This window comes from Methylobacterium sp. HJ2, assembly GCF_056431005.1.
This window is the reverse complement of sequence record NZ_JBWJYM010000003.1, coordinates 394,144-414,290: the sequence shown is the minus strand read 5'-3', so window position 1 is coordinate 414,290 and position 20,147 is coordinate 394,144. Positions and strand designations below refer to the sequence as shown.

Annotated in this window: 14 protein-coding genes; 5 read left to right on the top strand and 9 right to left on the bottom strand. The window is 73.4% G+C overall.

The annotated features are described in order from the left end of the window. Positions 1-4: 4 nt before the first annotated feature. Together ACS5RC_RS10490 and ACS5RC_RS10485 are read right to left on the bottom strand one after the other, a co-directional pair. A complete protein-coding gene (locus tag ACS5RC_RS10490; RefSeq protein ID WP_478343793.1) occupies positions 5-1,123 on the bottom strand; it encodes a carboxylate-amine ligase in 1,119 nt (372 codons plus the stop codon). 146 nt (positions 1,124-1,269) lie between these two features. Continuing rightward, positions 1,270-2,799: a CYTH and CHAD domain-containing protein gene (locus ACS5RC_RS10485; protein ID WP_478343792.1), complete on the bottom strand. Its 1,530-nt coding sequence runs from the start codon at positions 2,797-2,799 to the stop codon at positions 1,270-1,272. A 429-nt stretch (positions 2,800-3,228) separates the two neighbouring features. Between ACS5RC_RS10485 and selB the strand changes: the two genes are divergently transcribed. Next, a complete protein-coding gene (gene selB, locus ACS5RC_RS10480) occupies positions 3,229-5,127 on the top strand; it encodes a selenocysteine-specific translation elongation factor (RefSeq protein ID WP_478343791.1) in 1,899 nt (632 codons plus the stop codon). Positions 5,128-5,244: 117 nt separating this feature from the next. Beyond that, positions 5,245-5,697: an anaerobic typically selenocysteine-containing protein gene (locus ACS5RC_RS10475; RefSeq protein ID WP_478343790.1), complete on the top strand. Its 453-nt coding sequence runs from the start codon at positions 5,245-5,247 to the stop codon at positions 5,695-5,697. A 19-nt stretch (positions 5,698-5,716) separates the two neighbouring features. Here the strand turns inward: ACS5RC_RS10475 and pdxR are convergent, their stop codons facing one another. After that, on the bottom strand, positions 5,717-7,279 hold the full coding sequence (gene pdxR / locus ACS5RC_RS10470; RefSeq protein ID WP_478343789.1) for a MocR-like pyridoxine biosynthesis transcription factor PdxR: 1,563 nt from the start codon (positions 7,277-7,279) through the stop codon (positions 5,717-5,719). A gap of 38 nt (positions 7,280-7,317) precedes the next feature. Here pdxR and ACS5RC_RS10465 point away from each other — a divergent pair, with 38 nt between their 5' ends. Then, the gene (locus tag ACS5RC_RS10465) at positions 7,318-7,950 is read left to right on the top strand and encodes an FMN-binding negative transcriptional regulator (protein ID WP_478343788.1); all 633 of its coding nucleotides are present in this window, start codon (positions 7,318-7,320) and stop codon (positions 7,948-7,950) included. Continuing rightward, positions 7,947-8,657: a GNAT family N-acetyltransferase gene (locus ACS5RC_RS10460; protein WP_478343787.1), complete on the top strand. Its 711-nt coding sequence runs from the start codon at positions 7,947-7,949 to the stop codon at positions 8,655-8,657. Before ACS5RC_RS10465 ends, ACS5RC_RS10460 begins: the two co-directional genes overlap by 4 nt. Positions 8,658-8,673: 16 nt before the next feature. Here ACS5RC_RS10460 and ACS5RC_RS10455 read toward each other — a convergent pair whose 3' ends face one another. The 6 genes from ACS5RC_RS10455 to ptsP form a co-directional block, all read right to left on the bottom strand. After that, the gene (locus tag ACS5RC_RS10455) at positions 8,674-10,221 is read right to left on the bottom strand and encodes a GMC family oxidoreductase (RefSeq protein ID WP_478343786.1); all 1,548 of its coding nucleotides are present in this window, start codon (positions 10,219-10,221) and stop codon (positions 8,674-8,676) included. Then, positions 10,218-11,660: an alpha/beta hydrolase gene (locus ACS5RC_RS10450; protein WP_478343785.1), complete on the bottom strand. Its 1,443-nt coding sequence runs from the start codon at positions 11,658-11,660 to the stop codon at positions 10,218-10,220. The genes ACS5RC_RS10455 and ACS5RC_RS10450 overlap by 4 nt, the downstream gene beginning before the upstream one ends. A gap of 105 nt (positions 11,661-11,765) precedes the next feature. After that, positions 11,766-13,247 carry a carbohydrate porin gene (locus tag ACS5RC_RS10445; RefSeq protein WP_478343784.1) on the bottom strand — a complete coding sequence of 494 codons (1,482 nt, stop codon included), beginning with the start codon at positions 13,245-13,247 and terminating at the stop codon, positions 11,766-11,768. A 307-nt stretch (positions 13,248-13,554) separates the two neighbouring features. Next, entirely contained in the window at positions 13,555-15,267 is a 1,713-nt protein-coding gene (locus tag ACS5RC_RS10440) for a fructose-specific PTS transporter subunit EIIC (protein ID WP_478343783.1), read from the bottom strand. 61 nt (positions 15,268-15,328) lie between these two features. Continuing rightward, positions 15,329-16,279 (bottom strand): 1-phosphofructokinase, encoded by a 951-nt coding sequence (gene pfkB, locus ACS5RC_RS10435; RefSeq protein WP_478343782.1) that lies wholly within the window; start codon positions 16,277-16,279, stop codon positions 15,329-15,331. Further along, positions 16,276-18,843, bottom strand: a complete 2,568-nt coding sequence (ptsP, locus tag ACS5RC_RS10430; protein ID WP_478343781.1) for a phosphoenolpyruvate--protein phosphotransferase — start codon at positions 18,841-18,843, stop codon at positions 16,276-16,278. The genes pfkB and ptsP overlap by 4 nt, the downstream gene beginning before the upstream one ends. 209 nt (positions 18,844-19,052) lie before the next feature. Here ptsP and ACS5RC_RS10425 point away from each other — a divergent pair, with 209 nt between their 5' ends. Beyond that, a complete protein-coding gene (locus ACS5RC_RS10425) occupies positions 19,053-20,060 on the top strand; it encodes a LacI family DNA-binding transcriptional regulator (protein ID WP_478343780.1) in 1,008 nt (335 codons plus the stop codon). Positions 20,061-20,147: the final 87 nt, after the last annotated feature.

The following is a 20,147-nucleotide window of genomic DNA, read 5'->3' as shown; positions in this document are numbered from 1 at the left end:
CGGCTCAGCCCGCGGTCTCGCGCGCGAGGGCGTCGATGACGCGTCCCAGGGAATCGCGGATGCCGAGCCCGTCCACCCGCGCGGCCTCGAACACGGCGAGCTGGCGATCCGCGCTCGACCCATTCGCCGCGATCCGTCGCGCGCCCGCGCAGGTTTCGGCGCACCCGAGCGCATCGGCATCCTCGGCGATCAGGGCGAGCAGACCCTCGACGGCCTCCGGCAGGGGGCGGGCCCGCTCCTCCGCCTCGTCAATCAGCGATGCGCGCACGCCGTCGCACTGGGCCCGCCACAGATTCTCCATGACGAAGCCGCGGGAGGCTCCGGTGAGCCCGGCATTCAGGGCCGGATCGCGCTCGATCCGGCGCACGAGGCAGCGGAACAGCGCGGCGACCGTGAGCGCGTCCTCCAAGCGGGGGCAGCTGTCGGCGACGCGCAGCTCCAGCGTCGGATATTTGAGCGAGGTGCGCAGGTGCCACCAGAGATACGTGGCGTCCGCGATCGCCCCGACGCCCGTCATCACACGGACGTAGCGCTCGTAATCGGCTGCGCCGTCGAACAGCTCGGGCAACCCCGTCCGGGGCAGCTCCGCGTAGGCGCGCAGCCGGTAGCCGGCGAGCCCCGTGCGGCGGCCCTGCCAGAACGGCGAGGAGACCGAGAGCGCCAGTAGCACCGGCAGGAACGGCAGCAGGCGCCGGCCGGTATCGGCCCGCGCGTCGGGTCGGGCGACCTCGACATGGACGTGGAGCCCACAGACCACGGTGCGGCGCCCGATCATGCGCAGATCCCGCATGATGCCGTGATAGCGCTCCGCCTCGGTCTCGCGCTGACGGCGCCAAAGCGCGGTCGGGTGCGTGCCAGCGGCGAAGACGCGGATGCCGTGCTCGGCGCCGATCGCGGCGAGATCCGTCCGCAGGCGGCCGAGATGCGCGGCCGTGTCCGGAACGCTCGCGGAGGGCGGCGAGCAGATCTCGATCTGGCTCTGCAGAAGCTCGCGCTCGGCGTTCTCGACCTGGGCCTGCGCCGCCTCGTGGAAGGCCCGGACGCGGGCGCCGGGGCTCCCGTGCGTGTCGGCGTCGGCCAGGAAGAACTCCTCCTCGACGCCGAAGCGATAGGCATGCGCCATCCCGTGCTCTCCCGCCACGCGCCCGCCCGACGCTCAAGGTCCGGGCGACGTTCCTTCGGTTGCGAACGCGCCAAGCCCGCGGCCGTTCGGAGCAGGCTCTGCAAGACCCACTCCGCGGACCCTTCCCGCGGCGTGCGGAGCGGTCTTCAGCGCCAGAACGGCTTGACCTCGAGGAGGTCCTCGTGCGCCTCCGCCGCCTTGTCGAGCAGCAACGCGGCATGGGCCTCATTGTCGGCGGCGGTGAGACCGGCGGCGAAGGCGGCCTGCCCGTCGGTGCTCTCGCCCGCGGGCTCGGCGAAGCGCGCCATCACCGCGTGGGCGGTGACGAGATCGTTCAGCGCGCCGAGGTGATCCTGCAGGTCCGAGAGCGCGGCGCCGAACGCCTTGTGACGCTTGCGCGCCTTCTTGCCGGTGTAGAGCGCGGCGAAGAAATCGGCACCGTAGCGAAGCTTCTTGGCCGCGATCCGGACCTTGTGGCGCTCCTCGTGGTCGAGCCGGTCGAGGTGTCGGCCGCGCCGCTTGACCCGACGGCGGAAGCGGTCGAGCACCGAGCCGGCGAAGTCCCGGGCGGGCGCGGTCGCGGCCGGCGTCTCGCGCCAGGGCCCGGTCTCGATCCAGGCCACGAGATCGAGGAGGAGGGCGCGCCATTCCGGCGCGTCGAGGGTGGCGAGCACCTGCGCGTAGGCGCGGTCGTGCTCGGCCCGCAGCCGGCTGCGCAGGCTCTCGAGGCCCGGTTCATCGGGCCGGCGCTCCATCTCGGCGGGCAGCGTCGTCTCCAGGAAGACGTCCAGGTTGCGCGCCTGCCCGAACGGCTCGCTGGCGCGCTTGATCTCGTCGCTGAGCACCGCCGCGCGCGGATCCGCCTCCAGGATCGGCTTGAACAGCGAGAAGGCCGAGCGCAGTCGGCGCAGGGCCACGCGGAGCTGGTGCAGCGCCTCCGGAGCGCGCTCCTTGAGGAATACCTCCTCGTTCAGCCGGGCATGGCGCAGGCAGCCGAGGGCGATGCGGCGGAAGGCTTCGCCCGCGCCGGCATCCTCCGGGATAGCGACGGGCTCGGACTTGCTCGGACGCGGGCCCGCCCCGTCGAGGAGGGCGAAGCCGCGGGCGCTCTTCGAGCGGACGCCGATGCGCAGCGGCACCGTCTCGGCGATCGCCTGGGCCAGGGCGAACAAATCCGTCGAGGAGCCGGATTCCAGCTCGAGTTCCAGCTCGCAGACGGTATCGTCGCCGTTCGGGCTCTCGACACGACCCTCATCGAGCGTCGCGACGATGCGCGAGGCGCCGTAGCGCACCGGATGCTCCGAGCGCATGACGACCGTGGTGAAGCGCGGCGCGAGGTCGGGCGACGCCGCCCCGGCGAGGATCTCGGCCACCGGCGTGTCGGCGTAGGCCGCAGGCTCCGGTGCGTCGCCGGAGACCGGCACCTCCCACTCGGCCCGGTCGAACAATCCGGCTCCCCCCTCGCCGGACTTGACCGTCTGCACGTAGGCGTCGCCGCGACGGCGGACCCGCAGCGTCAGCCCGGCCGCGCGCAGGTCCTCGTCGGCGGTGTCGTAATAGGTCGAGACGGTCAGTTGCGCCTCCCCGCCGCCCTGGAGCAGCGGATGGCCGGAGAGGATCGCCAGATCCGGACCCGCACATTCCAGCTTCAACTCGACCTCGCGCGGCGCAACCATGCAGCTCTGTTCCATTTCCGATCGCCCCGCCGGGGCGCCGCGGATATCCTACCCGGCCGCAACCACGCGGGGTAACGTTTCTTAACGCTTTCGCGCCGTGACGCGCGCATCCCGCGGAGCCGGGCAAGGCCGCCGCTCAGCCTCCGCAACGCGCAAGAGGGGCGGCGGATCGATAGCGCCGCGGTCCGTCGCAAATTTTCAGCCGTCAGTTGTGTTTTGCATAAAAATTCACCTTGCATTGCTCTTGCCCAGCGTAAGCATCGCCCACTAGATGATTGCTCACAATAGACCCGCTTCGCATCCCCGGCCTCCGGCCGGAATGTCACCCGCCCGCCGCGGTCGGGCGTCGAGCGGCATACCCTCGCATGGAGCGGGCCTCAGGCGTGCGCGGCGCCGCCGGGCGGCCCGGGTCAGGTCGTCGGCAGCGTGATGAAGAGCCTCCTCGTCGGCGTGATCGGCCACGTCGATCATGGCAAGACCGCGCTGGTGCGGGCGCTCACCGGCATCGAGACGGACCGGCTGAAAGAAGAACGGGCGCGCGGCGTCTCCATCGTGCCGGGCTTCGCGCTCCTGCGCCCCGAGGACGGATCCGGCGAGATCGACCTCGTCGACCTGCCGGGGCACGAGCGCTTCGTGCGGGCGATGATCTCGGGCGCCACCGGGATGCGGGCGGTCCTGCTCGCGGTCGACGCGAACGAGGGCATCAAGCCGCAGACGGTTGAGCACCTCGAGATCGCCCGCCTGATCGGTGTCCGCCGCGGCGTGGTGGCGCTGACGAAATCCGATCTCGTCCCCGCCGATGCGCTCGCTGCCCGCAAGGCCGAGATCTCGGCCGCCGCCGCGCGGGCGGGGCTGGACCACCCGGAGGTCGTCGCGACCTCGACGGTCTCGGGTGCCGGCCTCGGCGACCTGAAGGCCGCGCTGGCGGCCCTGCTGGCCGAGACGCCTGCGCGCGCCGATGACGGCTTCCCCTACCTGCCGGTCGACCGGGTGTTCACGCGGCCGGGCTTCGGCACCGTGGTCACCGGCACCCTTCGGCGCGGGGCGCTCACGGTCGGCGACGATCTGACCATCATGCCCGGCGGCCAATCGGTGACGGTGCGAGGCCTGCAGATCCACGGCCGCGCCGTCGACACCGCGGAGCCGGGCCGGCGCACGGCGGTAGCGCTGCGCGGCATCGGGCTCAGCGACATCGGCCGGGGTCAGGCACTCTGCGCCCCCGGCAGGCTGGTGCCGAGCCGCTGGATCGACGTCTCCCTCACGGCGGCCTCGAGCGCGGAGGCGGCGTTGCCCGGCGGCGCGGCCTGCCGCCTCCTGTTCGGCACGACCGAGGTCGCCGCCCGGCTGCGCCTCCTCGACCGCGAGGCGCTGGAGCCGGGGGTCACCGCGCAGGCGCAGCTGCACACCGAGGCGGACATCGCGGTGCCGGCGCGCGAGCCCTTCATCCTGCGGCTCGACGCGCCGCCCGTGACGGTGGCCGGCGGACGCGTGCTCGATCCGGCGAGCCGGCGGCGCAGGCGCAACGATCCACGAGTGCTGGCCGACCTCGCGGCCATCGCGTCGGGCGACCCCGCCCGGATCCTCGGCGCCCGTCTCGGCCAGGCCGGCGCAGCCGGAGCGAGTCCGCTTGAACTCGCCCGCCTCGTCGGCGCGGCGCCTGAACGGGTTCGGCCTGTGCTGGCCGAGATCGGCGCGCGCGAGATCGGCGACCGCATCCTCGGAGCGCCCGCCTTCGCCGCACTCCGGGACAGCCTGCTGGCGACGATCGGGCGCCATCACCACGAGCGGCCGATGGAGCACGGCCTCGCCGTCGAGCGGCTCGTGCGGCTGCTGGTCCTCGATGAAGGCATCGCGGCTGCGGCCCTGCGCGATCTGGTCGCGAGCGACGAGGTCGCGCAAACCGGCGCCCTCTACCGGCGCGCCGACTTCGACCCGGCCCGCAACGAGACAGAAACGGTGCGCCGGCTTGAGGCCCTGTTCCGCCGCGCCGGCCTGTCGCCACCGGATGAGGCCGACGTCGTCGGTCGCGACGTGCGCCGCCGCGAGGCCCTGACCTATCTGATCGGCGCCGGAACGGTGATTCGCGCCGTCGACCGGGTCCAGCGCAGGGCCGTGCTCTTCCATAAGGACGCGATCCTGGACGCCCGCGCCCGCCTCGCCCGAGCCTTCCCCAACGCGGCAACGGCAGAGACTGGCTTTCTCGCCCGCGAGGCCGGCGCAGCGCTCGGCATCTCGCGCAAGTTCTCGATTCCGCTGCTCGAGCATCTCGATGCGGTCGGCTTCACCCGACGCGCGGGCGATCGCCGCATCATCGTCGCGCTCGCCTGATCCGGTCCCGCGCGGCGCCCTGTCGCGTGCGGGAACCGGGCAGCCCGCCCTCGCACTGTCCCGCGGATAGTCGAACACCACGCGATGGGCAGGGAGAAACGCAGGATGCGACAGGGCATGGTACGGGCCGGTCTGATGGCGGCACTGCTGATCGGCGGGGGCGCGGCCCTGGCGGAGGACAAACCACCGTCGAAACCCCTGTCGCCCCCCGCCTCCGACGTGATGCCGCCGGTCGAGCTGACGATCACCGACGAGGGCGGGAAGCCCGTCTGCGCGCCGGCCGAACTGCGGCTGCCGGCGGACACCAACGTGGCCCTCCACGTCGTCAGCCATATGAGTGCGCCCGTGACGATCACCGCGCCGGGGCAGTTCGAGAACGCGCACGTCCTGCACGCCGATGGCGACCTCGTCCACGTGGCGAGCGAGAAGGGCTATCTCATCAAGCAGAACGGCCAGGGCACGCTCCGCCTTCGCACGCTCGGCGCGGGCGATCACAGCTTCGCCTGCACGAGCGCGACGAACCGGGCCGAGCCCTTCACCGGCAAGCTGGTGCTGACGCCGCCGGCCTGATCCCGCGGCCGCAGCGCCCTCAAACCAGGGCGCCGCGGATCGCCGCGGCCATGCGGGCGACCGCCGGACCGATCGCACGCTCCGGCACGGCGGCGTAGCCCAGGAGGAGGCCGTTCTCCGCGGCCGGTGTGGCGTGGTAGGCCGAGAGCGCCACCGCCGCGATGCCGACTCGCGCGCAGGCCGCCGCCGCTGCTGCATCGGTCAGGGTCGGCCTCCAGCGTGGTCCCGGCCGCGCGACGAGATGCATCCCGCCCTCCAGAGGCTCCACGGCGACGACGTCGGCCTGATCGCGTGCGGCTGTGACCAGAGCCTCCTGGCGAAGGCCGTAGAGCCGGCGTGTCCGGCGCAGATGCGCCGCGAGATGGCCCTCCTCGATGAAGCGCGCGAGCGCGCCCTGGCCGAGGCTCGGCGGCGGCGGCCCGCTCGCCGCGACCGCCCGCGCCACGGGCCCGCTGAGGCCGGGCGGCAGCACGAGATAGCTGAGCTGCAGAGCCGGCAGCAGCACCTTCGAGAAGCTGCCGACGTAGATCACCCGGCCGGCGCGATCGAGACTGCGCAGGGGCGCGAGCGGGCGCCCGGCATAGCGGTAGGCGCCGTCGTAATCGTCCTCCACGATCCAGCCGTCCGTCTCCTCGGCCCAGGCGAGAAGAGCGAGGCGGCGGTCCAGCGTCATGGCATGGCCGAGCGGGTAATGGTGGGCCGGCGTGACGACGGCGAGCCGAGCCTCCTGGGCCAGGGCGCGGGCCCGCGCGACCGCGAAGCCTCCGGATCCGACCGGGACCGGTACCGGGCGCAGGCCCGCCTCGGCCAGCGCCACGGCGATGCCCGGAAAGCCCGGCTCCTCCACCCAGGCCGCCTCGCCCGGATCGAGGAGAAGGCGCGCGAGCAGGCGCAGGCTTTGCCGGATGCCGCCGGTGACGATCACCGCCTCCTCCGAGCAGGCGACGCCGCGCGCCGCCGAGAGATAGGCCGCCACCGCGCGCCGAAGCGTCGGCATCCCGAGTGGATGCAGCGCGCCGGCCGAGCCCGAGCGCCAGTCCTGCTGCAGGAGCTTGGCAAAGACGTCGAACGGAAAGGCGTCGAGGGCGGGCCGGCCAAGCGCGAAGGCATCCGGCGCCCCGGGCGGCGCCAGATAGGCGCGCGGCACCTCGGCGGCCAAGGCGGCGCCGCGCCGCGACAGGATCGGTGCCGGCCGCTCCCGATCCGCGACCGGCGCCGAGGCCCCGACCGCCACATCCTCCGGCAACCGGTCGGAGACGCGGGTGCCCGAGCCCGGCCGTGCGACGAGGTAGCCCTCCGCCGCGAGTTGTTCGAGCGCCAGCAGCACCGTCCCACGCGCGCAGCCGAGATCGGCCGCCAAGACCCGCGACGCCGGAATCCGCGCCCCCGGGCGGAGCTGCCGGGCCAGGATCGCCGCGCGCAGGGCGTCGCGCAGTTGCGCGTGCAGGGGCACGGCCGAGGCCGGGTCGAGGCTGAGGGCCAGCGGTAGGGGTCCACGGGCGCGGTGGTCGAGGAACTCCGGCAAAGCGGTCCAGTCCGAGATCCAGAAATGGATCTTTCGACCGGACCGGTTCCGGGTCAAGCCTGGATCCGGTCGAAACCCGGAGCCCGAGCCGAGCCGTGTACCAGCCGCCCCACTTTCGCGAGGAATCCCGCGAGGCCCTGCACGGGCTGATCCGCGCCTACCCGCTCGGGCTGCTCGTCAGCGCCGGCGCCGACGGCCTGCTCGCGGACCCGGTGCCGTTTCTCATCGATACGGGCGGCGAGCACGGCGTGCTGCGCGCGCACGTGGCGCGGGCGAACCCGCACTGGCGCGCCCTAGAGGCCGCGGCGGAGTGCCTCGCGGTGTTCCAGGGCCCTGCGGGCTACGTCAGCCCGTCCTGGTATGCGACGAAGCGCGAGACCGGCCGCGTCGTGCCGACTTGGAACTATGCCACCGTCCATGCCTGGGGCCGACCGCGGGTGATCGACGACGCGGCCTGGCTGCGGCGTCAGGTCGACGATCTCACGGCCGCGCACGAGGGGAGCCGCGCCGAGCCCTGGGCGGTGGCGGACGCGCCGGAGCCGTTCACGGCGGCGCAGCTCCGCGCCATCGTCGGGATCGAGATCGCGATCACCCGCATCGAAGGCAAGTGGAAGATGAGCCAGAACCGGCCCGAGCCCGACCGCGCCGGCGTGGTTGCGGGCCGCCGTGCCGAGCACGGGCCGGCCGATCCGGTCGCGTCCCTCGTCGGCGGGTGCCCGCTGCGATGAGCGCGCGCCGCAACGCTTTCGGACAGCCCGTCGGACCCGCCTTGCCCGATTGGCACCCGCCGCCGATGCCGCCCCGCACCCCGATGCTCGGCCGGACCTGCCGGCTCGAACCTCTCGATGCTGACAAGCACGCGGCGGACCTCCACGCCGCCTACGCGGCCGCGCCGGACCGCAGCGGCTGGACCTACCTGTACGGCGAGCTACCCGAAGACCCGGAGGCCTACCGGGCGGACCTTGCCGCGGCCGCGCTCCGGCCGGACCCGCTGTTCTTCGCGATCTGCGCACCAAGGAGCGAGCGGGCGCTGGGGATCGCGTCGTACCTGCGCATCGATCCCGGGAACGGGGCAATCGAGGTCGGCCACATCCATTTCGGGCCGGCGCTGGCGCGCCGTCCGGCCGCAACCGAGGCGATGGCCCTGATGATGGCCCGCGCCTTCGACCTCGGCTACCGCCGCTACGAGTGGAAATGCGACAGCCTCAACGCTCCCTCCCGCGCGGCGGCCCTCCGCCTCGGCTTCACCTTCGAGGGTGTCTTCCGCAACGCCGTCGTGGTGAAGGGCCGCTCGCGGGACACCGCGTGGTTCTCGGTCACCGATGCCGAGTGGCCGCGGGTGCGCGCCGGCCTCGACGCGTGGCTGGCGCCGGAGAATTTCGACGCGGAGGGCCGGCAACGGCGCTCGCTCGCGGATCTCCGGGAGGCGGCCTGACGGGGCGGCCGTCGCGTCACCCCTCCGCCAGGAACGCCTCCGCCGAGCGCAGCGCCAGCGCCATGATGGTGAGCGCGGGATTGGCCGCGAGCGAGCTCGGGAAGGTCGAGCCGTCGCTGATCCAGAGGTTGGGGAGGTCGAAGCTGCGGCCGTGGGGATCGACCACGGCCGCATCCCCGTCGCGGCCCATCCGGCAGGTGCCGATGGTGTGGGCGACGCGCTCCAGCACCCAGATGTCGGCGGCGCCCGCCTCCTGCCAGAGCGCCCGCATCAGCTTGGTCGCGTGCACGTTCAGGCGACGCTCGTTCTCGCTGTAGCCGAAGCTGATATGGGCCTTGCGCAAGCCGAGCGCGTCGGTCTCGTCGGCGAGCGTCAGGCGGTTCTCGTCGCAGGGCAGCGTCTCGCCGTTGATGCCGATGCCCGCGAGATGATTGTAATCGTCGAGGCAGGCATGGAGCGCCGGCCCCCAGAGCCCGCGGGTGCGGGCCACCGCGTTGGCGAGCGTCAGCGGCTGCACGCCCAGGCTCTGGATCAGGTAGCCGCCCGCGAAGTCGGCATCCGCCGGGCGAACCATGTCCTCGGTGATGAGCGAGGACGGGTAGCCCCGGTTCATCCGGACGGGCTCGGGAAACCGGCCCCAGACCTGGGTCGCCACGTGGCCCATGTAGTTGCGCCCGACCATGCCGCTGCCGTTGGCGAGGCCGAGGTTCAGCAGGAGGCGCGGCGTCTCGACGGCGCCGGCGCAGAGGAAGACCGCCCGGCAGCGCTGCCGGTGGTCGCTCTCGCCCCGGCGATAGATCACCGCCTTGATGCGCCCGTCCGGGCCCCGCTCCAGCCCGTGCGCGACGCATTCCGGCCGGATCTCGGCGCCGTGCCGGACCGCGTAGGGGAGGTAGGTGACGTCCATGCTGGTCTTGGCGCCGTTGCGGCAGCCCTGGTGGCAATAGCCGCAATTGATGCAGGCCTCGCGGGCGGGACCGCCCTCCTGCTCGAAGGCGCGCGAGACCACGGCGGCGGGCGCGTCGGTGGCGCGCAGGCCCAGCCGGTCGCAGGCCCCCGCCATGATGGCGGCGGGACCGTTGCGGGGGACGGGCGGCAGCGGGTAGCGCCGCGCGGGATCCCAGGGGTAGTCCGGCGCCCCGGAGACGCCGATGAAGCGCTCGACCCGCTCGTAGAACGGCACCAGCTCCGCGAGGGTGAGCGGCCAGTCGCAGCCCTCGCCGGTCTCGGTGTGCAGGGCGAGGTCGCGCGGATCCGGACGGGGGACGAAGGCGCCCCAGTGCAGCGTCGAGCCGCCGACGCCGGTGCCGCTGTTGTTGGCCCCGAACGCCTCCGGCGTGGTGCCGCCGCTGAGGCGCTCGTCCGTCCAGTAGATCTCGTCGGCCAGCGTCTCGTCGAAGGCGAAGTCGGCGGGCCGGAAGTTCGGGCCGGCCTCCAGGGCGACGACCCGCAGCCCCGCCGCCGCGAGGCGGGCGAGCACCGGGGCGCCCCCCGCGCCGGTGCCGATCACCACCGCGTCGACCACGTCCTCGCCAGCATGGCGGCGCATCGCATCGAGATTCATCGGCCCTGCTCCGCGCCCGCCGCCATCTCGGCCTCCGGCTCCCAATCCTCGGCCGTCACGCCCATGGCGAAGCCCGGCAGGCCGCGCGCCAGCCCGTCCCCGTCCGGGTCCCCCGTGCCGCCCGCGCCGATCCCCGAGAAGCCGAGGCGGGCGAGCGTCGCCGGGTGGGCGAGGTAGGCGCGTACCGCATCGGCGCGCAGGTCCTCGAACCACAGCACCATCCGCTCGGCGTCGAGGCGCCCCCCGGCGCCGGCGGGGACGGCGAGGTCGCCGGCCTGGGCCGCGCGCAGCAGCGCGTCCCGGCCGGCGCCGTCGCGGGCGAGAAAGGCCTCGCCCGTGGCGCGAGCCGCGGCGTCGAGGGTGCGCAGGCCCGCACGGTAGGTCTCGGCATCGGGCGGCAGCGCCGCGAAGCGCCAGCCGTCGCCGGCCCCGGTGGCGAGGCGCGCGTCGAGGCGCGCCGCGATGTCGAAGCCGGCCTCGGGCACCACCCGGGCGATGACCGCGCGGAGCAGGGCAAGTTCCACCGCGTCGAGAGCCTGGGCGGGCGCTGCCGGGTCGTCGGGCTTCGCCCGCTCCGTCAGGGCTGCGCGCAGGCGCGGGTTGACCCGGTCGGAGGCGATGAGCGCGGCGTAGCGAGGCGGGATCGCGGCCGGTGCCGGGACCTGCGGCGCGGCGGCGGCGAGGTGCTCGGAGACGTGGGCGGCGAGGGCGTCCGGCCGCTCCAGGGGCAGGAGGTGCCCGGCGCCGTCGAGGACGATCGTGCGACAATGGGCGAGGTGGGGGGCCATCAGGGCGGCCTGGCCCGAGGGGCCGAGGTCGGCATCCTCGGAGCCGGCCAGGATCAGCGCGGGGGTACGCAGCACGCCGATCCGCAGGCACCAATCCTCGTTCGCGCCGCCCTGGAGCCAAGCGCGCCAAGCGGCGGGCGCGGCGCGAAGCACGTCGGCGACCGCAGCCTCTTCGACGTCGGAGGCGAGCGGCGCGCCGACGTTCTGGCGGATGAAGGCCCGCGCCTCGCGGGCCCGCGTCTCGGGATCGGCGTCGATCCAGGCGAGCATCGCGGCCCGGCGCGTTTCGTCCATCGGCTCGGGGCTCGGCGGGGAGCCGGCGACGAGGACGAGGTGGCTGAGCCCGGCGAGGTCCGGGTCGCCGTCCTCGGCCCGGCGTGCGAGCGCGAGCGCGACCTTGGCGCCCATACTGTGGCCGGCGAGAGCGAAGCGGCGGGGCGCCTCGGCCCGGATCGCTTGCGCGACGTGGTCGGCCATCGCCGTGACGTCGTAGCCCCGCGTGCCCGCGGCGTCGCCGAACCCCGGCAGGTCGAGGGGCAGGCATCGGACCGTGCCGTCGAGGCGGCGGGCGAGGGCGTCCCATTCCCGGGCGCTGCCGCCGAGGAAATGCAGGCAGACGAGGAGGTCGGGCGGGGCGGCGGAGGACGTCATACGGCCGAGATCGCGCGGGCTTGATCTGGATCAAGGCACGCGGCCCGCGACGCCTCGCCACTGAGGCACGATTTCTCGGGACCGATCATCCTGACGGATGGCCGTTCACGGGCTTTCGGGGCCGCGGGCGAGACCCGCCAGGGTGAAGAGATCGACCGAGAGCTTGGCGCCGATCACGAAGGCGTCGGGGATGTTCTTGGCGTAGAGCGGGAACCGGGTCTGGTCCGGGTTGACGATGTATTGCAGGTTCGGCGTGAGCCGGATCGCCGGGCCGACCTGGATGCCGTAGTTCAGCTCCATCATCACCTGCTGGCTCGGAAGGGACCGGCTCAGGCCCAGCGTGCTCTGCGCCAGGGTGATGTTGGCGAGGGCCAGCGGGCTGAAGCGCTGCGTGTTGATGACGAAGCCCAGGGTGTCGTAGGGCCGGCCCGCGAAGGTGCCGGTCTGGAGAGCGCCGATCTCCAGGAAGTAATCCTCCACCAGCCGGCCCGAGGTGCCGGCCATCGCCACGCCGAACAGGGTGAGGCCCTGGATCGCCGCGGGGTCGGGGCGCCACACCATCTGGTCGAAGCGGGCATAGATCCCGGAGCGCCCGAAGCGGCCGGCAGGGGCCAAGCCGGTGAGCACGGCGGCGCGGCCGGTCGCGTCGCGCACCGGGTCGGCATATGCGGAGGCGTCGTACCAGCCGCCGATGCCGTAGTTGCGCGGCAGGGCATCGTTGGCGAAGGTCGTGGAATACCCGATCTCCACCGGCACGATCGCGCCGGTCGCGCCCTGCGTCGAGAAATCCAGCCCGTTGTCGCCGGGCTGCTGGTGAAGCGGGTTCACCTCGTAGGCGCCGGCATGGACGAAGACCCGGTCGGTGATCCAGGCCTTGGCGTGCGCCCCCCAGCTCGAGACCGGCCAGAAGGTGAAGTTCGAGGTCTTGAACACGAAGGTCGGGTTGCCGCAGGCGGAATTCGATTGGAAGTTGCAGTAGATCGGCGAGTTCAGGAAGGCGATGTTGGCCACGAGGCGCCCGGCCTCGATGTCGAGGCGGCCGTCGAAGAGCTTCTGCTGGTAGGCGAGCAGGGTGAGGCGGGTGGTCTGGCCGCCGCCGAAGATCTCCTGCACCGAGGTGTTGTTGCCGATCGCGTCGCTGGCGAGGTTGCGGCCGTGACGGTTGGTCACCGCCACGTGGACCGCACCGCCGTCGATGCCCGCGATCCGGCCGAGATCGGCGTCGATGCCGAAGAAGAACTGGCCCGCATAGGCCGTGCCCTGGCGGATGCCGCCGACGGGGTTGGCGGCGAATTGGCCGGTATAGTTGGCGATCAGGCTGAGGCCGTTGCCGAGATCGAACACACCGGGCGGCAGGGTCGGGGGCGTTGCGGTCTGGCCGAGGGTGTCGGCGGCGCCCGCCGCGCTGGTGGCCCCGTCGATGCCCTGGCCGTCCGCGGGCGCCGCCACCCGGCGCCGGGCCGGCCGCGTCGCACGGGTCAGCGACGTGAGGCCGGGACCAGCGTCCGGCGCGCCCTGCGCCTGCGCTTCCCATCCGCCGACCGCCCAGAAACCGAGCGCAGCGAGAATCGCCCCGTAGCCCTTCATGTCCCGTCCCCCAAGATTGCGTGTCGCCGAATGACCGGTCTTGCGCCGGCTCGATGGATGAGCGGGGCGGGAGGCTCCGCGCCCGGTCGTGGATGGATCTTCGCTGTTCGAACCCAGCCGCCCACCCTATCTTGAGGTGCCGAGCAGCAGCTTCGAAGGAGATATCCAAGTATATCTGCGCCGACTGGAGCCAAAAACCCAGCCATCCGCGGCACTATGGCGCCACAGAACGAGGTTGTTGGGCAGTAGTGTTTGAATTTTCGTTTGTACGAGCGGAGATGCGTCGCGAAAATTCAGTCTAGGCCGATCACGTCGTCCGCTTTTTCAGCACGCCCACGGCGAGCGCCGTGATCGCGGTCCCGACCGTCAGCGCCAGGATCGCGCCAGGGAGGTTCGTCACCGCGTTGGGGATCGGCAGCACGAACAGGCCGCCATGGGGCACTTTCAGGGTCACCCCGAGGCCGAGCGCGATGGCGCCCGCGGTCGCCGAGCCAGCGACCATCGCGGGGATGACGCGCAGGGGGTCGGCGGCCGCGAAGGGGATCGCGCCCTCGGTGATGAAGGCGGCGCCGAGGACCGCGGCGGCGGCACCGGCCTCTCGCTCGGGCCGGGTGAAGCGGGACGGGAACAGCCGGGTGGCCAGCGCGAGGCCGAGGGGCGGCGTCATGCCGCCGAGCATCACCGCAGCCATCGGGGCGTCGACGCCGGAGGAGAGCAGGGCCGCGGCGGAGGCGTAGGCGGCCTTGTTGATCGGGCCCCCCATATCGACGGCCATCATGCCGCCGAGGATGAGCCCGAGGACGAGGGCGCTCGCGCCCTGCATGCCCTTAAGCCAACCGGTCAGCGCCGCCAGCACCGCCGCCACCGGCACGCCGACCACGTAGATCATCAGCAGGCCGGTGATCGCGGTGGCCAGCAGCGGCAGGATCAGAACGGGCTTCAGCCCCTCGAGATTGCGCGGCAGCCGGATCCGGGCGCTGAGGACGCGGGCGACGTAGCCGGCGATGAAGCCCGCCGCTATGCCGCCGAGGAAGCCCGCCTGGAGATGGGTCGCGAGCATGCCGCCGACCATGCCGGGGGCGATGCCGGGCCGGTCGGCGATCGAGTAGGCGATGTAGCCCGCGAGCGCCGGCACGATCAGCGCGAAGGCGGCCTTGGCACCGATCTCGCCGAGCGCGAAGCCCAGCGTCCCCGCCTGCCCGGGCGCCATCGCGTCGATGCCGCCGACCGCGAAGGCCAGGGCGATCAGGAGACCGCCCGCCACCACGAAGGGCAGCATGAAGGAGACGCCCGTCATCAGGTGCTTGTAGGCCCCGGCCTGCCCCTCGGCGGCGGCGGGCCGCGCGGGCCCCTCGGCCGCGTCCGGGCTCGCGCCCTCCGCGTCCTGCACCTGCGCCTCGGCGAGCGCGGTGGCGATCAGGCCGCGGCCGTCCCGGATCGCCGCCTTGGTGCTGGCGGCGTAGACGCGCTTGCCCGCGAACCGCGCCCGGTCGACGCCGGTGTCGGCGGCGATCAGCACGAGGTCGGCCGCCGCGATCTCGTCGGCCGTCAGGGTGTCGCGCGCGCCGACCGAGCCCTGGGTCTCGACGCGGACCGCATGGCCGAGCGCTGCCGCCGCGGCCTGAAGGCCCTCGGCCGCCATGAAGGTGTGGGCGATGCCGGTGGGGCAGGAGGTGATCGCCACGATGCGCTTGGGCCGGTCCGCAGCCGGCGCCGCCCCGGCTGCGGCCGCCGCGCGGTCGAGCACGGCGCCCGCGTCGGCGAGCACGTCCTCGATCGCGGCGCGGGCTCGGCTCAGGGCGCCGAAGCGTCCCTCGCCGAGATCGCCCGAGCCGACCAGCAGCACCGCGCTCGCCGTGCGGATCGCCTCCTCGGGCAGGGGCTGGCCACTGCCCGCACCGCGCAGCTCAAGGGCGATCGGCTGATTGCGCCGCCCCGCCGCCTTGCGCAGTGCCTCGAGGGCGAGGACGGCATGGGTCGAGAGGTCCGCGCCTCCGACCACCGCCAGCAACTGGGCCATGGGTGTCCTCCTGGGTGTTCGGGTGGATCGTCGTTGCCGGGCGGCGGCCCGCGCGGGCGCCTCAGTCCAGCCGCTCGATCCGGACGGTCTGAGCGATGGCGTCGACGGTGTTGCGCGGCGGCAGGTTGGCGCCGTCCCGCGTGAGTTTTCCCGCCGCGAAGGCGAGCGCGAGCCGCGCGGTCTCGGGCAGCGCGAGGGCACCGTGCAGCCCCGCGACGAGGCCCGCCACCAGGGCGTCGCCCGCGCCGACCGTACTCGACACGGTGGTGGCGGGGGGCCGCGCATGGACCGCCCCTGCCTCGCTCAGGAACAAAGCGCCCTCGGCGCCGAGCGAGACGGCCACCAGGGCGATGCCGCGCGCCCGCAGGCCGAGCGCCGCTGCATGCACCTCCGCGAGGCCGAGCAGCGGCCGGCCCGCCCATTCCTCCAATTCGTGCCGGTTGGGCTTGACCGCGTAGGGCAGGGCGTCCGGCGCTGCGGCGAGGCAGGCCGCGAGCGGGGCGCCAGAGGCGTCGACCACCACCCGGGCGCCGCGCGCCCTCAGGCGCCGGGTCAGGTCGGCATAGGTGTCGGGCGGCAGCGCCCCGGGCAGGCTGCCCGCGAGCACGACGAGACTCGCCGGGCCCGCCATGTCGAGGAGGACGGCGCGGGCGGCATCAAGGGTGCCGGACGTCACCGGCAGGCCCGGCAGGTTGATGTCGGTGGTCTCGCCCGAGCGCCGGTCGAGGAGCTTCAGGTTCGTGCGGGTCTCGCCCGGGATCCAGAGGAAGCGGTCGTCGATCCCCTTCTCGGCGAGGACCTGGGTGAAAGGCGCGGCGTTGTCGGAGCCGAGGATACCGGTGGCCGCCACCGGAAGGCCCCAGTCGGCGAGGCAGCAGGCGACGTTGACGCCCTTGCCGCCGGCATGCGCCCGGACCGAGCGCGCCCGGTGAACGCTGCCGGGCTCGAGGGCGTCGATCACCACGGTCTGATCGATCGCCGGGTTGAGGGTGAGGGTGAGAATCGGGCTCATGCCGGCTCTCCCGCCGCGTCGCCCGCGAGGCCGCCCGCATCGTCGAGGGCCCGGACCGAGGCCGCGTCCTCCTGCGCGCAGGCCCGGACGGCGAGCGCTCGCAGCGCCCCGAGGTCGGCGGCGCGCAGCCGTGCCTTGACGCCGGGCACGTCGCGCGGCGTCATCGAGAGCTCGTGGACGCCGAGGCCCGCGAGCAGGCAGGCGCCGAACGGGTCGCCCGCGATGCCCCCGCAGACGCCGACGAAGCGCTTGTGGCGCGCCGCGCCCTCGCAGGTCATGTGGATCAGCCGGAGCACCGCCGGGTGCAGAGAATCGGCCTCGGGCGCGAGGTCAGTGTTCTGGCGGTCGATCGCCAGGGCGTACTGCGTCAGGTCGTTGGTGCCGATCGAGAAGAAGTCGCAGTGGCGCGCGAGCACGTCGGCCTGGATCGCGGCGGCCGGCACCTCGATCATGATGCCGAGCGGCACGTAGGGCGCGCCGATCTCGGCCCGGATGACCTCGCAGATCGCGCGCAACCGCAGCACCTCCGGCACCGAGGTGATCATCGGCATCATGATCGAGAGCGGCGCGTGCGGGCCGGTCGGCGCGTCGGCGGCGACGTGGTCGCGGGCGGCGCGATAGAGCGCGCGCAGCTGCGGCTCCATCAGGTCCGGCCGGCGCAGCAGCAGGCGGGCGCCGCGCACGCCGAGGAAGGGGTTCTCCTCCTTGGGCAGAGCCAGATGCGCCACCTGCTTGTCGCCGCCGATATCGAGGGTGCGCACGATCAGCGGGCGCCCGCCGAGGGCCCTCAGCATCGCCGAATAGGTGGCGTACTGATCGTCCTCGGACGGGGTGTCGCCCCGTTCGAGGAACAGGAACTCGGTGCGCATCAGGCCGACGCCCTCGGCGCCCTGGTCGAGGGCGAGCGGCACCTGCTCGGGGTTGTTGACGTTGGCGCCGATGGCGATCGCGTGCCCGTCCCGGGTTTGGGCCGGCAGCGCGCGCTCGCGCGCCTCCGCCTCGGCCCGGGCCCGCTGGCGCTCGCGCCACGCCTCGGCCGCGGCGATGTCGTCCGCGCTCGGATCGAGATAGAGGCGGCCCGTGGTCCCGTCGAGGATCGCCGTGGTTTGGTCGGGGAGCGCGAGCAGGCCAGGCCCTCCGGCCACGATCGCGGGGATCCCGAGCGTCCGGGCGAGGATCGCGGTGTGCGAGGTCGGCCCGCCCTGCGCCGTGGCGAGGCCGATCACCCGGGCCGGGTCGAGCCCGGCCGTGTCGGAGGGGGCGAGGTCCGGGGCGATCAGGATGCAGGGCCGGTCCGGCAGGTCGTGGCCGCTCCTCAGGGCCGGGTCGATCTGGGCAAGCACCCGGCGCCCGACATCGCGCAGGTCAGCGGCGCGGCCGGCCAGCACCGGATTGCCGAGGGCGGCGAGCTGGCCGGCGAGGCGGTCCACGGCGGCGTTCCAGGCATAGGCGACGCCGTGACCCTCGACCATGAGCTGGCAGGCGAGGGTGATCAGGTCGGTGTCGGCGATGAGCTCGCCCTGCGCCCGGAAGATGCCGGCATCGGCCTTGCCGAGGCGGCGCTCGGTGTCGTCGGCAAGCGCCTTCAGATGGTCGGCGGTGGCGCCGAGGGCGCGGTGGAGCCGGTCGCCGCCGGTGGTCAGGGGCTCGGGCTCATCCGGCACGGCGAGCTCGGCGGCGGCCAGCACGTGGATCGGCCCGATCGCGATGCCGGGACTGGCGCCGAGGCCCGGCACGACCCGCGGCGCGTCGGCCGGGTTCCAGCCCGCGACCGGCACGGCGGCCTTCTCGGCAGCCTCCGCCGCGCGCCGCGCCGCGGCCTTCTCGCCGGCGCTAAGACCCGTCACCGCGGCGCAGATCCGGGCCAGCGCCCCGGCCTCGTCGTCGCCCTCGGCCGAGATCGTCACCGCGTCGCCGCAGCGCAGGCCGAGCTGCAACAGCCCGATCAGGCTCTTGGCGTCGGCGACCTGGGACTCGTGGCGGACTTGGATCCGGGCCGCCGAGCCCTTGGCGACATCGACCCAATGGGCAGCCGGCCGGGCGTGCAGACCGGTGGGATAGTCGACGATCCAGTCGAAGCGCTGGCGCAGGTCGGTCGCCGGTCCGGAGGCGCCGGTGCCCGCATCCTCGGAGAGCGCGGCGGCGATCTCGGAGTCGCTGTCGGTCACGCGCAGCCGCTCCAGCCGCGCCTCGTCCTGGATCAGGCGGGTGAGGCGGCGCAGCACCGTGATGTGGGTATCGGACTGGGCCGCGATGGCGACCACGAGATGGGCCATCTGGCCGTCGTGCCAGAGCACGCCGCCGGGCACCTGCAGCACGGCGAGCCCGCTCTCGCGGACGAGGTGGCGGTCGTCGACCATGCCGTGCGGGATGACGACGCCGTGGCCCAGATAGGTGTTCGCCACTTCTTCCCGGCGCAGCATGCTCACGCCGTAGGCCGCGTCGATGCAGCCGGCCGCTGTGAGGAGCTGGGCCGCCTCGCGGATCGCCGCCTCCTTGGTGGCGGGCGCGGCGGCCGTGCGGATCAGGATGCGCGGCGTGAATCTCGGTGTCGGCGCGAGCATGGCGTGCTCTCCTCCCGGGCGGGTTGCCGACTGGTTCGCCGGCTCGTCGTTGCGTGTACTGAAAACGTTTTCAGTCGGATTGTCAACGGGTGCTCGCCACGAAAGGATCTCCGCTCTCTTGCGAACACCGGCATCGGATGGCACAACCGGTGATAGATGTGTGAAAACGTTTCCGGTGCCTGCATGGCCTGCGAGAGGGGCGAGGCGTCATGAGTGTCGGCATCCGCGACGTGGCCCGCGCGGCGGGCGTCTCGACGGCGACCGTGTCCCGGGCGCTCGGGCGAGGCCCGGTGAGCGAGGCCCTGCGCGAGCAGGTCGAGGCGGCGGTCCGCGCCACCGGCTACCGGCCGAACCTCTCGGCCCGGCGCCTGCGCTCGCAATTGGCGCAGACCATCGGGCTGATCGTGGCCGACATCCGCAACCCGTTCTTCACGGCGGTGAGCCGGGCGGTGGAGGACGCAGCCTTCGCCTCCGGCATGCGGGTGATCCTCTGCAACACCGACGAGGACCCCGCGCGCGAGGCGATGTACCTGCGGCTGATGGAGGAGGAGCGGGTCACCGGCGTGATCTTCGCCCCGACCCGGGCCACCGTGGAGAGCCTCGCCCAGCGGCCGCTCGGCTTTCCGGTGGTGCTGATCGACCGGGCCGGCCCACCCGGCACGCATGACAGCGTCGTGCTCGACAATCTGGCGGCGGGCGCAGCGCTCGTCGAGCATCTGGTGGCTGAAGGCTATACGCGAATCGGCGGCCTCGTCGGCTCCACGAGTTCCACCGCCCAGGACCGGGGCGCCGGCTACGCGGCGGCGATGCAACGGCACGGCCTGCGGCCCGACATCCGCACCGTCGCCCCGAACGCCGCGGCGGCCGAGGCCGAGGCCCTGCGCTGGCTGGGCCAGCCGGACCGGCCCGAGGCGCTCGTGCTCTCGAACGGCCTGATCCTGATGGGCGCGATGCGGGCGGCCCGCGCCCTCGGCCTCGCCGTGCCGGGCGATCTCGCGCTCGCGGGCTTCGACAACGAGCCCTGGACCGAGCTCGTGGAGCCGGGCCTCACCGTGATCGAGCAGCCGGTCGCCGACATCGGCGCGCAGGCGATGCGGCTCCTGTTCGAGCGGATCGCCAGCCCCGACCAGCCGGTGCGGAAGGTCGTGCTCAGCGGCCGCACGATCCTGCGCGGTTCGACCCGGGCGCGGCGACGGGACGGCCGAGACCCGGCATAGGGCACCATCCCGCAAGGCGGCTTGCGGCTTTTCCCAAAAGACGATTCAGAACCAATCGCTTAGAGCGTCGCCCTGGATGCCGCATCC

Excerpts from the sequence above, each read along its gene's own strand:
- ACS5RC_RS10490 (WP_478343793.1), bottom strand. The coding sequence starts at position 1,123 with ATGGCGCATGCCTATCGCTTCGGCGTCGAGGAGGAGTTCTTCCTGGCC.
- ACS5RC_RS10485 (WP_478343792.1), bottom strand. The coding sequence starts at position 2,799 with ATGGTTGCGCCGCGCGAGGTCGAGTTGAAGCTGGAATGTGCGGGTCCG.
- selB (WP_478343791.1), top strand. The coding sequence starts at position 3,229 with ATGAAGAGCCTCCTCGTCGGCGTGATCGGCCACGTCGATCATGGCAAG.
- ACS5RC_RS10475 (WP_478343790.1), top strand. The coding sequence starts at position 5,245 with ATGGTACGGGCCGGTCTGATGGCGGCACTGCTGATCGGCGGGGGCGCG.
- ACS5RC_RS10460 (WP_478343787.1), top strand. The coding sequence starts at position 7,947 with ATGAGCGCGCGCCGCAACGCTTTCGGACAGCCCGTCGGACCCGCCTTG.
- ACS5RC_RS10455 (WP_478343786.1), bottom strand. The coding sequence starts at position 10,221 with ATGAATCTCGATGCGATGCGCCGCCATGCTGGCGAGGACGTGGTCGAC.
- ACS5RC_RS10450 (WP_478343785.1), bottom strand. The coding sequence starts at position 11,660 with ATGACGTCCTCCGCCGCCCCGCCCGACCTCCTCGTCTGCCTGCATTTC.
- ACS5RC_RS10445 (WP_478343784.1), bottom strand. The coding sequence starts at position 13,247 with ATGAAGGGCTACGGGGCGATTCTCGCTGCGCTCGGTTTCTGGGCGGTC.
- ACS5RC_RS10440 (WP_478343783.1), bottom strand. The coding sequence starts at position 15,267 with ATGGCCCAGTTGCTGGCGGTGGTCGGAGGCGCGGACCTCTCGACCCAT.
- pfkB (WP_478343782.1), bottom strand. The coding sequence starts at position 16,279 with ATGAGCCCGATTCTCACCCTCACCCTCAACCCGGCGATCGATCAGACC.
- ptsP (WP_478343781.1), bottom strand. The coding sequence starts at position 18,843 with ATGCTCGCGCCGACACCGAGATTCACGCCGCGCATCCTGATCCGCACG.
- ACS5RC_RS10425 (WP_478343780.1), top strand. The coding sequence starts at position 19,053 with ATGAGTGTCGGCATCCGCGACGTGGCCCGCGCGGCGGGCGTCTCGACG.